Annotated in this window: 13 protein-coding genes and 1 tRNA gene; 6 read left to right on the top strand and 8 right to left on the bottom strand. The window is 58.4% G+C overall.

Annotation, left to right across the window (positions count from 1 at the left end; genetic code table 11):
• Nucleotides 1-161 precede the first annotated feature (161 nt).
• Together ACLB1Z_RS19225 and ACLB1Z_RS19220 are read left to right on the top strand one after the other, a co-directional pair.
• Nucleotides 162-542, top strand: coding sequence for a hypothetical protein (locus ACLB1Z_RS19225; RefSeq protein WP_409561272.1), 381 nt, complete (start codon nt 162-164; stop codon nt 540-542).
• A gap of 227 nt (nt 543-769) precedes the next feature.
• Nucleotides 770-846 (top strand) — tRNA-Met (locus ACLB1Z_RS19220).
• Nucleotides 847-933: 87 nt separating this feature from the next.
• Here ACLB1Z_RS19220 and ACLB1Z_RS19215 read toward each other — a convergent pair.
• Entirely contained in the window at nt 934-1,197 is a 264-nt protein-coding gene (locus ACLB1Z_RS19215) for a hypothetical protein (RefSeq protein ID WP_409561271.1), read from the bottom strand.
• 681 nt (nt 1,198-1,878) lie between these two features.
• Between ACLB1Z_RS19215 and ACLB1Z_RS19210 the strand changes: the two genes are divergently transcribed.
• Nucleotides 1,879-2,265, top strand: coding sequence for a hypothetical protein (locus tag ACLB1Z_RS19210; RefSeq protein WP_409561270.1), 387 nt, complete (start codon nt 1,879-1,881; stop codon nt 2,263-2,265).
• A 784-nt stretch (nt 2,266-3,049) separates the two neighbouring features.
• Here ACLB1Z_RS19210 and ACLB1Z_RS19205 read toward each other — a convergent pair.
• The 3 genes from ACLB1Z_RS19205 to ACLB1Z_RS19195 form a co-directional block, all read right to left on the bottom strand.
• Nucleotides 3,050-3,367: a hypothetical protein gene (locus ACLB1Z_RS19205; protein ID WP_409561269.1), complete on the bottom strand. Its 318-nt coding sequence runs from the start codon at nt 3,365-3,367 to the stop codon at nt 3,050-3,052.
• 155 nt (nt 3,368-3,522) lie between these two features.
• The gene (locus ACLB1Z_RS19200; protein ID WP_409561268.1) at nt 3,523-3,726 is read right to left on the bottom strand and encodes a hypothetical protein; all 204 of its coding nucleotides are present in this window, start codon (nt 3,724-3,726) and stop codon (nt 3,523-3,525) included.
• A 36-nt stretch (nt 3,727-3,762) separates the two neighbouring features.
• On the bottom strand, nt 3,763-4,134 hold the full coding sequence (locus tag ACLB1Z_RS19195) for a hypothetical protein (protein WP_409561267.1): 372 nt from the start codon (nt 4,132-4,134) through the stop codon (nt 3,763-3,765).
• A 345-nt stretch (nt 4,135-4,479) separates the two neighbouring features.
• On the opposite strand from ACLB1Z_RS19195, the gene ACLB1Z_RS19190 reads away from it, so the two are divergent.
• Nucleotides 4,480-4,752, top strand: a complete 273-nt coding sequence (locus tag ACLB1Z_RS19190; RefSeq protein ID WP_409561266.1) for a hypothetical protein — start codon at nt 4,480-4,482, stop codon at nt 4,750-4,752.
• 157 nt (nt 4,753-4,909) lie between these two features.
• Here ACLB1Z_RS19190 and ACLB1Z_RS19185 read toward each other — a convergent pair whose 3' ends face one another.
• From ACLB1Z_RS19185 to ACLB1Z_RS19175, 3 genes are all read right to left on the bottom strand, one after another.
• Nucleotides 4,910-5,167, bottom strand: a complete 258-nt coding sequence (locus ACLB1Z_RS19185) for a hypothetical protein (protein WP_013949821.1) — start codon at nt 5,165-5,167, stop codon at nt 4,910-4,912.
• Between the two features lie 534 nt (nt 5,168-5,701).
• On the bottom strand, nt 5,702-6,349 hold the full coding sequence (locus ACLB1Z_RS19180; protein ID WP_409561265.1) for a hypothetical protein: 648 nt from the start codon (nt 6,347-6,349) through the stop codon (nt 5,702-5,704).
• A gap of 581 nt (nt 6,350-6,930) precedes the next feature.
• The gene (locus ACLB1Z_RS19175; RefSeq protein WP_409561264.1) at nt 6,931-7,560 is read right to left on the bottom strand and encodes an SH3 domain-containing protein; all 630 of its coding nucleotides are present in this window, start codon (nt 7,558-7,560) and stop codon (nt 6,931-6,933) included.
• A 280-nt stretch (nt 7,561-7,840) separates the two neighbouring features.
• Here ACLB1Z_RS19175 and ACLB1Z_RS19170 point away from each other — a divergent pair, with 280 nt between their 5' ends.
• On the top strand, nt 7,841-8,935 hold the full coding sequence (locus tag ACLB1Z_RS19170; protein WP_409561263.1) for a glycosyltransferase family 4 protein: 1,095 nt from the start codon (nt 7,841-7,843) through the stop codon (nt 8,933-8,935).
• A 77-nt stretch (nt 8,936-9,012) separates the two neighbouring features.
• Entirely contained in the window at nt 9,013-11,190 is a 2,178-nt protein-coding gene (locus ACLB1Z_RS19165; RefSeq protein ID WP_409561262.1) for a glycogen debranching N-terminal domain-containing protein, read from the top strand.
• Nucleotides 11,191-11,218: 28 nt separating this feature from the next.
• Here the strand turns inward: ACLB1Z_RS19165 and ACLB1Z_RS19160 are convergent, their stop codons facing one another.
• Nucleotides 11,219-13,030 carry an ABC transporter ATP-binding protein gene (locus tag ACLB1Z_RS19160; protein ID WP_409561261.1) on the bottom strand — a complete coding sequence of 604 codons (1,812 nt, stop codon included), beginning with the start codon at nt 13,028-13,030 and terminating at the stop codon, nt 11,219-11,221.

Here is a 13,030-nt window from a genome sequence, read left to right as displayed (position 1 = left end):
ATTGTGGGTTAGAGCGAAATGGAGCCGAGAATAATGGCTGAATCAAAAAAAATGAAATTTGTCGCCCAATTGTATTGAAATGAATTGAAATTAATCTTTTGTTAACCGAAACACTGCGGACTCGAAATCAATGGACATCTCTTTCATATCGGATTGAACCCGTGAAGATACCCCGGCTTTTCCCCACTCTCGTCTTGTCCGCCGCGCTTTCGCTTTCAGGCGCTCAGGCTGGTGTCGCGCAGAGCCTCAGCGACGCCGCTTCCTTGGCCCTAACCGGGGGCTGGTCGACGGGCTATATGGGATTGGGAGGCAATCTCGGACGCGCGATGGAGCATCGCCAGCGTCACCATCATCAGGCGAAGGCGGTTAGATCCGCAAAGTCCAGTCGGACGGCACACCGCGCGACGCATCGGCAGGCAGCCAGTGTGCAGCCCGCCAGCTACCAGCCGAAGCGTCGGGATACGCCAACGTACCTCATCGCCCAGGCGCTCGACCAATCGGGTCTGACGGTCAACACGCTGCGGCTTCAGCACTTCCCCTGAGCCTCGTCAGACGGCGGCTCAACAAGCCTGTGCCATCACTGAGCGATTGGCGCAGGTGCGCGCGAGGCCCGTAATTCGGGCCTTCTCAACAGGATGCCGAAGAATTTCGACGTTGGGGGTTCCCAGACGTTTTTTTTGTGCTATACGGCCCCTCCTGCCGCTCCAACGAGCGGCATTGTTTATCCGGCAAAGCGCATATGTCTTGAAGACCTTGCGTTTTTTGGTGACGCGGGGTGGAGCAGCCCGGTAGCTCGTCAGGCTCATAACCTGAAGGTCGTCAGTTCAAATCTGGCCCCCGCAACCAATCACTTCTCGCAATTTTTTACGGCGATCTCGCGCCGTTTCGGTGAGGAAAACGCGCGGAAGGCCGTTTTGGCTTTCTCGTCCGGATCTAATGCGCTGACGGTAAGCCGGCTGCGTTCGGAGCGCTCGACACCGGGCGATCCAATGTCTGGTCTGCCACGGTCGTCACCGTGCCGGGATATCCCAGCCGAATAATTACGCCGAGCAGCGCCACACCGAATGCAGCCCCCAAGAGCATCATCGGCAAGCTTGAGCCGACGTTGTTCGCACTTTCAAATGCGTCGTCGTCGATTTGCCGATCCGGAATGCGCGTTTCGGCTTTGGAAGAATGCGGATCTGCCCGCAGAGCCATTTTCGCCTCCATTGATCGGCCGCTGATCGTTACCGAAGTCCAACGTTACCCGTGAAATGCCGCTTTGGATCGAATAATCCGCAGGCATCCTAAATCACGACCGCCGCGGCGTGTGCGGGTCGCGTTCCAACATCATCCGAATAACGTCGAGAGCGCTTTGTGATATTTGCAGATATTGCTGCGTCTGATCCGAGCTTGCCTTCATACGCTCGGCGAACGACAGGACCTGTCTGGCACGAATGTCTTTTGACAGGCGAAAATCGACCCAGATTACATTGTCTCGAAACATGACGCACAGCTCACACGTCGGCGGCCTTTCTACCCAACGTGCAATCAGTATGCCTCGTTCCCACGCATTGTGAATACTATCGAAAGCGCCAGCAAAACGCCGAGTTGTTTTTCGCGGCAGCGAGCGGATTTGCTGCGCATGCGAACAATAGGGGCGTCTCTGGCCGCCGTTCAATGAGCGGCGAATACTGGGAATTGCGAGAGCACGCACGTCGCGCGTTCCACAAGACGCCCGCCGTTTTCCGGCGCGGAGCGGGTTTATGGCCGATCTATCCACAATCGGCCCACAGTTATTTGCTTAACTGTGCGGATCGTGAATTGGCCGTCGTGGCCACCCGGTTAGACTGGCGCGGGATCTAATGAGCAAGGAAGTTTGATAAACGCGGGGTAGCGGTGGGGGATGACCTCAAAGCAATCGTAATTTCCGGGCGCTTGAGTGAAGCTGCCAAAGGCCGCGCTTATGCGTTCGAGGCCTTCTCCGCCGCCTTGGCGTTCATGCGATCCGCAAAAGCGGGAACCGTCATTATCGAGTTCAGCGTTGAGACCGACACGCTTGATTTCTACGATGCTGTGAAGGTCCTTAAGGTGCCCGTCGTCTTCTCGGCAAACAGCCTGCAGCCCTCGGAATTTGCCCAGTTCGGGATAAAGGCGGCCGACGTCGTCTATCCGGAACGCCGCACACGGCTGGAGGGCTTCGCCGATTATCGCCCAAGGCCCGGTATTCGCGGCTCCTCGACCACCATTCGCCCGATCAAGTCCCGCGTGTTTTCCGAAGCCTGAAATGGTGCGCCACGGCAGCGGCAATTGTGTCGCCGACCTATGTCACGCTCGAAGAAAGCCTTAAGACAAAAAGGCGAGGGATCTGCTACGGTCGGCCGTTCAACGCCAACGCCCAGCACGAGGCACCATGCATCGCCACGTAAAGATCCTTACCGTCGCTTGTATTTTGATCGCAATCGGCTTCGTTGCTGGCCGCTATATCATGTACACGGATGTCGCCCATTACGACGGCGACCATCCTTGAGGCCAATCGGCCTTTCGCTAAGAACGCCTATCCGCGGGGCGTGCCAGCGTCCATCATCACAGTTGCACGGGGCATGTTCGGCCTCTCGTGATCGAACAGGCGCCACCCGATCACAACCGTGACGGCGATAAATCCAAGGATGCACAAAGGGAGCAATCCCTCTTCGCGCGCGTTAATTTTGTCCTCGGACTGGCGGGTAACAGTCATCGCTCTTGTCCCATCTTTTCGATCGGCAACAGCTATCCCACTACCGCCCGGCCCTTCAGCCGAGCGCATACGAAACGCAACTGTCGCCACTGCGATTTTTAAGAGAGAACCCCCGAGGTCCGCTCAAACTTTCCGCCCCAATCCCACCACAGGGGTGCCGCTATCGCAACACACAATTTATTTCAAAACATAAGCCTTGACGGCCGCAAAATCGCGCAAATGCGCGTCGCGACGTGAGGATGTTATGACGTTGGAGACGATAAGGCGGTTTGATTTTGCAGGCTTGTTAGGTCGGGTTCGGCGGCGAAATGCCGGACCATACCGTCGGCGGCATTAGCACCAACGATGGTTGGAAAGGCAGCGGCGATAGGCGTGTCCGACCCATCCCCACCGACTGGCGCACATGTGCTGAACGCCTCTGCAGCCAGCGTAGCCGGATTCGTAGTAGCTCGAGTTGAAGGCGTAGCTATAGGCGCGGGAATATTCGATGCCGTACGGCGGTCCGCTATAGCCGCGCCAGCTCTTGCGGATCCATTGGGTTTTCTGAGCCAATCCCGGATGCGCAAGCCCGCCAAGAGCGAACGGACCAGCCGCTGCCGCATCTGCAGCGAGAAGGCACGCTGTAGCGGCAACGATTGCGATTTTCTTCACGACATCTCTCCGGTTGGAAGGCAGATCTCGTCGGAAGTGTCGGCGAAAGATATTGCCGTCGGCCTATAGAGTGTCCAAGCGCCCCAGTTATTTATGCGCGACGGTTTCCGCGTCGCGAATACGCGAATCAAAACGAGACGATGTTTCCTATTCCGCTATCTCGGCTGACTGGCAGGAGGAGGCGCATCTGAGCCGATGCCCGTGGCCGATGTCTCGACCCGAGGATTCATCTGGCCGTAGTAATAGGCGCCGGAACCGAGCGCAAAAGCGGCCAGTAGCACGATCACCAGCACATTGAGCGTACGATCGCTGGTCCGCACCAAGTCATCGAGCGTCCTGTTTTCATGCCAGAAGGCCATGGCCAATCTCCCTGCCAATCTCTCTTGCGATTGCTGTCAGTCCGCATGAGGCTGAGGAACTGAGGGTGCCTGCGGCACAGTTATGGCCGGTCGCGCGGTCAGCTCGGTGACGTCGCTGTCCGTCAATATGCGCCCATACATCAACAACGAAATCAGCCCGACGCCGAGAACCAGCACGCCCAGCAGGCCAATCAGCGACACGATCCGCGCCGCCCGGCGCGCATCAGCTTCGTCGGCGACGTCAATGAAATCGTGATCATGATCAATCGTCATGAGTACGTCCTCCATACGTCTATGGAGAGCGTAACGGCTCATGTCGGCGGTGGGTTCCGAAAAGTCGAAAATGCCCCTGAAAATGCAGAAGAGAGCGGCATTGGAAACCGCTCTCTTCTTGAGCTTGTCGCTCAATGGACAGAACCATTTGGGGACGGCGCGGTTCTGTCTGCTGCCGATGACACCTCCGGGGTAGAGGTTGACCCTGTAGATCCAGGGGCAACAACTACTCAGCACACGCGCTGCTGTCGGCGTGTGTTAAGCAATCTGATTTGGGTCACCGCGGTCAAGTCTACATGCGCAAAATTCGCTATGCGCCGAGCTACAACCAAAAGCGCGCGAGCTGGCCACCGGCAGTCGGGCTCCTTACGAAAACGTATAGCGAATCGATTGTTTTGTTCATCTTGATGACAGCAAGAACAGGGTACCAGAGGGCATCAGGCAATGTCAGCAGACGTTGCAAATCCTATGGAGCCCACGATGAACAAGACCCTGATCGCGGCAGTCGCCGCTGTTGCCACGATGCTCGGTGCTGGCGTTGCCAATGCGGCAGAAGCCACGAAGCCGGTCCACCATCATCATCACGCCACGAAGCATGTCGCCACGAAACACGTTGCGCACAAGCACGTCGCGACGAAGCACACCGCGAAGAAGCATGTCGCCTCCAAAAAGACGACGAAGAAGCACGTTGCCTCGAAGCACACGAAGAAGCACGTCGCTTCCAAGAAGCCGGCCAAGAAGCACGTCAGCTAAGCTACAAAAACAGGTGCGCGGCTGAAGCCTCGCACCTGTTTTAATCTCGAATGGAACGAGCATTCATATCGTTGCCGAAACATCGGCAACTTTCTTTCGTCATGTGACGTCGGCCCGATGAAGAGCCGGACCGTACGTGGGTCGTCGATCGACCGCTTTAGTCGCGCGCGCTTTGCAGGATCGCGTCGCTCAGCATCTGCGATAGGCCGATCAGCTCGTGAAGGCCCGTCTTGTCGTCTTGCAGAATGCCCAGCGTGACGTTCTGACCGTCCGCATCGACGCTCGCATAGCAGATTGCCTTAAGCTCTCCGCACTCAGCGCGGGCAAGCAGCTCTTTGAGTCCGACAATCAGCCGTTGCTTTTCCTCCAACTCTTTCTTTGCGCGTTCACCACTTAGAAGAACCAGATTTCCCATCTGCTCACCTTCCGCATCAGCCACAGAAGTTCAGACCGACTCCATGCTGGCATGCATTGGGCGCCTTCGTCTTTAGCGCATGCACAATTTCACCACCCATTGCGGCCATAGGACGCCGGTTGCCGCCACAAGTGTTACGCGGCGGACTCGGGGGCGGTCCCGCCCTGCCAAATGAAATCATCGTTATCGCTGGCAACGGAACCGCGGTTATCCATTCGCGTTTTGTGTGACGGAGCCGGTCGTGGAACCGCGCTCGAAAGACGCTCTCCGGGATGATTCGGCGAGCAAAACGGGCTTTGGAAGTTTTCGCATGCACGGCTGTTACAGCTCGGATGAGTTGAAATCTCTCGTTCGCATCTTGAACGATATTCTGGCTCAGGCACGAACGCGTCGCCTCGATCTCGCAACCGACGACATTGTCGAGCGTGTTTTCTCGCTCGCAGATCGTGGCGAGCGTGACGCCCGGAAACTGCATCAGGCCGTCTTTGGCACCTCAGACATCCGCGTCCCGCCCCGCCCCGCGCGGATCGCCGATCACGGCTTCGCTCCAAAAGACGACGACCACAGTGACGGATTGGTCAGGAGATCGAGGAAGCCGACTTTCGTGCCGATCGCCGCGAGGTCTTTTTCCGATCCCTTCTGACCCTCTGCAGTTCCCTTGCCTGTTTCGTCCGTTTGCGCGGCGACGGCACGCGGGACGCGATGTCGTTTTTCATTTGTCGTCAAGCGCCGTCTTGATGATGCGCTCGCTTTGCTGTTGCCGTCGGCCTGTCGTGATGCGAGCACGAAGGATCGCGAGCTGTTCGTGGTGACGATGTGGGGCGGATCGACAGCCGCCACAGGCGCGTGTGCCTGGACCGACGCAGGGGGCGTCGGCTTTGCTGCCGGAGCCGGAGCCGGAGCGGGCGTGGTTGTCGGAGGCGAATCGTCTTTCGCGATCGAATTTGTCGTGATGTCGGTAAACTTCGCGCTTAAGGCTTCGGCAGCGCGCCGCGCCGCTGTCGCCGACGCGCGATTGTCGTTGAGCGCCGTGGTGAAATTTCCGCGTCCTGAATTCGGCACGAAAGCAGGGAGCGCAGTATCGAACGACGTCAGGGGAAGGGCGTCGTCGGCTAGTGCCTGGGCGGCCTGACAGCCCGCGAAGGCAATTGTCAGCAATAACCTAGATGCAATGGGCGTCATCGTTCGTTCCCATGCTCCCCGCCCAGCATTTGGGAATGCAAGCGCGGCAACAGAAAGGCCGAATTTCTTCTCAGACCGACGTTTATTGGAGCGATAGAAGGGGTACTATTCCCGGCAGCCTGGCAATCGCCACGTCTGAGCCACATTCCCGACCAGAAGTCCTCCCCGAGTGAATCGCGGCTCTCCGAGAACGGGGAAATCTAGTACCCCCGTAAACAGCCGCAGCAAGGGGTGGAGGGGAACGACGTGAAACGAGCGATTTTATTCTTTTCGATAACCGTCGCGCTTGCCGGACCGGCATGCGCGCAGATGCGTTTCAATCAAAGACAGTCGGATACGAATCCCGCGATGGTCAGAGTTCCACCGTCGAGTCTGCCCGGTGCAGGTCTTTCCAGTTCCGCGACGTCGTCGACGAAATCGACGTATCCGAAGCCGATTCGACGCGAGTACGATCCGAACTTCATCGATCCGACGGCGAGAAATCGGAATCTGCGCAAGTACTAGCTGTCTCGGCAGTATCAAAAAAAGCACTCGGAAGAGACAATCTTCCGAGTGCTTTTGTTTTCTTCTGATGATGGGCGTTAGCGGCGATCGTCGGGTCGACGATCATCATGGCGGCGATCATCGTGCCGAGGGCCGTCGTTGCGCGGGCCGTCGTGACGCGGTCCATTACCCCAGTTTCCCGGCGGACGGTGCCAGCCTGCACCCGGCGGCGGCTTCATGCCACCCGGAGCGCGATAGCCGGAACGCCACCAACCGGCGTGACGGGGACCCGGAGGCGGTGCGCGCCAGCCGGGACGCCCGTGGACCCGGAATCCAAACCACCGTGCTCTGTCAGCGTACCATGGGCGGCCGACGTAATAGCGGTTCCAATAGTCCGACGCTACGAATGCCACGACGGGAATGCCGAACGCTGCCACGCCGACATCCGGCAAGAGCGTCGTCTGTCCGCGGTAGTCGAAGCCGAGGTACTCGCTGTAGACCCAGCCGCGATTGGGACCCCATATCACATCGCACCACGATTCATCGCGCAGACAACCGCGGACGTCGACGGGCGCACCTTCCGGAATGACGCCGACACTCGGAAATTCCGTGTCCGGCCCGGTCCGCATGTTGACGTTTGCCGTGGAGTAGCCTGGCGAGGCCTCAGCAGCCGCGGTGCCCAGCGTCAGGAAGACGGCAAAGGCCCCCGCAAGTTTTCCTATTCTCATTACAGCTCCTCAATCGGAATGGTGTGCTCTCTTCAATCTGAAACCATGGCAACGTCATGACTATCGCATCATTTGAGCAATGCCGCCTTCCGCAATCTTCGCTGGCTCGCCGCCGTCTGCTTTGACGAGCACGGAACTCGGCCAACGAATGTGCGATGTGTGCGGCGATGGCCCTGAACCGGTTCTGAACACTTTTTCGAACATCGAGTCGCACGGGAACAGGGGAACGATAGCCGTGGGGCTGCGTTCAACTTCCGGATCGAGACAAGGGCCGAAATCAATGAAAATTGCGCAAGTCGCTCCCCTTATCGAAAGCGTTCCGCCGAAGCTTTATGGCGGAACCGAACGTATTGCTTCGTATTTAACGGAAGAGCTCGTGGCGCAAGGTCATGACGTCACGCTTTTCGCCAGTGGCGATTCCGTTACGGCGGCCAACCTCATCCCGTGTTGCGATGTTGCGCTCCGTTCTGATCCTAACGTTAGGGATCCGCTGCCCTATTACATGATGATGATAGATAAGGTTCGCCGACTGGCGTCCCGTTTCGACGTCATCCACTTTCATATCGATCAATTTCAGTTTCCGCTCTTTCGTTCTATCGCCGACAAAACGATCACGACCTTGCACGGTCGCCAGGATCTGCCCGACCTGCAATTGCTCTATCGCGCATTTCCGGAAATGCCGCTCATATCGATTTCGGATTCGCAGCGCTCACCGATCCCTTATGCGAACTTCGCCGCCACGATCTATCATGGCATTCCACAGGAGCTCTATCAGCCGACATTCAATCCGCGCGGCGGCTATCTCGCGTTCATTGGACGCATTTCTCCGGAAAAACGCTTGGATCGCGCCATCGAGATCGCCCGCGCCGTCGGCTTTCCGCTGAAGGTCGCCGCCAAAGTCGATGCCGTCGACGTCGAATATTTCGAGCAGGTCATCAAGCCGCTGCTGCAGGGCGACGACATCCAATTCATCGGCGAGATCGGTGATTGCGATAAGGCGAAATTCCTAGGCGAAGCTTCGGCTTTGCTGTTCCCGATCGATTGGCCAGAACCTTTTGGCATGGTCATGATCGAGGCTATGGCTTGTGGAACGCCGATCTTGGCATTCAATCGCGGATCGGTTCGCGAGGTCATCGACGAAGGTGTTACGGGGTTTGTCGTCGAAGACGTTCAAAGCGCGATAGCCGCGCTGCCGCGTGTTCTCGCGCTCGACCGCGTTCGCGTTCGCCAACAATTTGATGAGCGCTTCACCGCTGCCTCGATGGCGATGAATTACGTCGATATTTACGCCCGCGCCTTCGCGGAAACAGATCGCGCGTTGGTGCCGGTGCGGGGCGACGACGTCGCAATAGGGCAGGAAACACTCGTCAATTGATGTGATCGTTACTATGCTCATTGAGGAGCGTCTGCGATTGTAAGAGTGGCGCGATATCTTCGGAAGGGAGTGGTTCGATGGCAGTCGCGCCATCACGGCAGTCCGATCATGATGAAAACGAGATCGAACGGATTCATGCGGAAGCGGATAGCTCTCCGCGCACGCACGAAACGCTAAAGCATGACGATGCTTTCGCCGTCGTCGATACGCACGGCGATGTTGGCGCATTCGGCAATCACGTCGACGGCTTCTTTTTCAATGATACGCGGTATTTGTCGCGGCTTGAGCTGCTGATTGCGCGCCATTCGCCTTTGCTGCTCGGTTCAACGCTGGACAGCAAGGACCTGCAGCTGTGCTGCGATCTGACCAACACCGACGTCTTCGCCGAAGGCACGCTCTGGCTTCACAAGGATGTCGTCCACGTCTTTCGGACGACGTACGTGCGAGAAGCGGCCCTGCGTCAGCGTTTGGTCTTCACCAATCACTCCAACGTCGATTTGATGCTGCCGGTGTCGCTTATCTTCGATGCCGACTTTGCGGATATTTTTGAAGTGCGTGGGATGCGCCGGGAGAAACGCGGCAGTGTCAAGCGCGTCGTTGATGCGCCGAACTCGGTCCGCTTTGTTTACTCCGGCTTGGACAACGTCGTGCGGCAAACGACGATCCATGTCGATCCCGAGCCGGCATCTCTGAAAGAGACCTCGGCCTTCTTTCATCTGCACATTCCGGCCAAGCAATCCAAACGCGTCTTCATAACAGCAAGCGCCGGAACGGATCGCAAGCAGCCGCCGTGCTCCTACGTCAAAGGTTTGCGCGATGCTCATCGCGCGCAGCGCCGCATCGAGCTGGAGGCCGCAAGCATACGCGTATCCAATTCGGAATTGGATCAGGTGCTGTCCCGCGCGCTCGCTGATCTTCGGCTTCTGGTCACGGAAACGGAGGATGGCCCATATCCCTATGCCGGAACGCCCTGGTATTCGACAACGTTCGGACGCGATGCGCTCATTACGGCGCTGCAGGTGCTGTGGCTCGACCCTTCGATCGCGCGCGGCGTCCTGCGTCGTCTCGCACGCTATCAGGCAGTCGAGCACGACGCAGCAGCCGACGCGCAACCGGGAAAAATTTTGCACGAGATGCGAAACGGCGAAATGGCAGCGCTGCGCGAAATTCCGTTTGGCCTTTACTATGGCAGCGTCGATTCCACGCCGCTGTTCGTCGTCCTTGCCGGAGCTTACGTCGGCGTCACAGGCGACACGAAGATCCTGAATGAGCTTTGGCCGGCCATTCTGAAGGCGCTCGAATGGATCGACGGTCCGGGCGATCCCGACGGTGACGGTTTCGTCGAATACGCGCGGGAAACCGAAGCGGGGTTAGCGAACCAGGGATGGAAAGACAGCCACGATTCCGTCTTCAACTCTGATGGTTCGCTCGCGCAAGGCCCGCTCGCGCTCGTCGAGGTTCAGGGCTACGTCTATGCCGCCAAGATCGCCGCGGCGCGAATGGCGGATATTCTTGGACATCGCGAACTCGCAGAAAATCTTCGTGCGCAAGCCGCCATGCTTCAGCAGAGATTTGAAAAGGAATTTTGGTCGCCGGAAATCGGCACCTATGCCATCGCGCTCGATGGTGCCAAGAAACGCGTCGCGATCCGCTCGAGCAACGCCGGCCACATGCTGAGCACGGGCATAGCATCTCCCGATCGCGCCTGCAGTGTCGTCCAGCAGATGTTGTCGCCAGGTTTCTTTTCCGGTTGGGGCATTCGCACGATCGCGACTACCGAAGCGCGATACAACCCAATGTCCTACCACAACGGCTCAATCTGGCCGCACGACAACGCCATGATCGGCGCTGGCTTTGCGCGCTACGGACAGACGGAGCGCATCGAGCCGATTTTCGACGGGTTGCTCGACGCCGCGCTGAAGATGTCGCAAGGCCGGTTGCCGGAGTTGTTCTGCGGCTTTCGCCGTCGGCCGGGACGCGCACCGATTCTTTATCCCGTTGCGTGTTCGCCGCAAGCCTGGGCCAGTGGTGCCATGCTCCATATGGTCAGCTCGCTGATGGGCCTCGAAATCGATGGCGCATCGCGCACCGTCACGTTGCGCTCACCGCGCTTGCCGCTTCGAGCCGGAGAAATTGAGCTGCGCAACATTCGAGCGGGCGAAGGCTCTGCCGATTTCGTCTTACGTCGCCACCACGGCGTCGTGACGATTGACGTTACCAATTGCCGTGGCGGCGCCAAAGTCGTCTTGGCTTGAGCTGAACATCGGCGTCCGAGTGCGCGGTTTACGCCGCTGCCGTTTGCAAGCGGCGAACTTCAAGATCGACAAGCGATTTGTACGCCCCCGCCTTGCTGATCAGCGACGCCGGTGTCCCGTCCTGCACGATCTTTCCATTTTGAATCACGATAATGCGGTCGAAGTTGCGCAGCGTCGAAAGTCGATGCGCGATAGCGATGACAGTGCGACCGCGCATAAGCGTCGTCAGCGCTTCCCGGATCAGTTCTTCGGAATGCGTGTCGAGCGCCGACGTTGCTTCATCAAGGAGCAGCACGGGCGCATTCTTCAGGAAGGCGCGGGCAATCGCGATCCGCTGCCGCTGGCCGCCGGACAGCTTCGCGCCGCGATCGCCGACAACGGTATCGAGCCCATCTGGAAGTTGTTCGATGAAGCTCAGGCATCGCGCCATTTCAGCCGCGGCTAAGACCTCTTCATCGCTCGCATCGGGCCGGCCGTAGCGGATGTTGTCCCGAAGCGAGCGATGAAAGAGGCTGATGTCCTGCGGCACGACAGCGATTGTCTTGCGCAAGGCGTCGTCAGGAAGCGTCGCGCTGACCTCGCCATCGATCAGAATGGCGCCATGCTGTACATCGTAGAATCGCTGCATCAGAGCAAAGATCGTCGACTTTCCGGCGCCGGACGGTCCGACGATGCCAACGCGCGCGCCCGGCTCGATCTTGAAGTTCAACGACGAGAAAACCTCTTTGCCATCCGGATAGGCGAAGCCGACATCGCGGAACTCGACGGTGCCGTGCGTCGTCGCCTCACGCTTCGCCGACGCGTAGACCGGCAGTTCGTGCGGGATGAGTAGCGTCCGTAGCGCTTCGGAAAAGCGGGCGAGATGCTGCGTCACGTCGACGAGTGCCACGGCGAGATCGCGCGTTGCGCTGAGGATGGAAATACCCAGCGTGCAGACCAGAATGACGTCGCCCGGCGTTGCTCGGCCGGCCTGCCAAAGCGCGATCGACCACGCCAGCACGCACGACGTCAAAACGGCTGTCGTGAGCGCGTGGAAGATCCGCAGCCGTTCCAGAAAGTAGAGGCTGTCTTTGCGTGCACGGATTTCGCGGCTGATAACGCCGCCAAGGCGGCGATGTTCGCTGCGCATGCGCCCGAACGATTTGACGACGGAGATGTTGGAGATGACGTCGATCATGTCGCCGTCAACGTTTGCAGCCTCACGCGCATAAGCGTGGTGCAGCGGTGTCCCTCGCGCGGCCCAATAGAACATGATCACCACCACGACGCCGACGATGGCCGTAAGAGTGAGGGACATCGCGACGCTGACTGTCGTCAAATAGATGATTGAGACAACCGTCGCGATCAGCGGCGGCAGGGCATTGAATGTCACCATGCTTTCCGTGGTGTAGAGCGCATTAGAAGTCGCGGTTATGCGACTCGTCAGAGCGCCCGGTGCGCGACCGTGGAAGAAGCTTGGCGCGTGCCCTGTCAGGTGCCGAAAAAGCTTCCGACGGACACGGCCAGTAACGCCTGTAAACGTCGAGTGCCCCAGCCACGCCGCAAGCCGCCAAGACAGATTGTCGGCGGCAATGAATGCAATGAGAAGAAAGAAAGCGGCCCAGACAGTTTGATGTTTCGTCGGATCGGAAAGCGCATCGACGAGTTTTTTGACGCCATATTGCGTCGAAACCGAAAACGTCACCGCGGCGATTACGGAGAGGAGAATCGCCAAGTGAGACCACCGATACCCGCGAATGATATCGGCAATGAAACGATAAGGATGCTTGGCAAATGCCGATAAATCGTTCGTCAAAATATCACGTCCCTCGATGGTCGACCGTTCGCGATAACAACTCAT

Source organism: Hyphomicrobium sp. MC8b, from assembly GCF_905067615.1.
In the GTDB taxonomy this organism is placed as follows: domain Bacteria; phylum Pseudomonadota; class Alphaproteobacteria; order Rhizobiales; family Hyphomicrobiaceae; genus Hyphomicrobium_B.
This window is presented reverse-complemented; position numbering and strand designations above follow the sequence as displayed.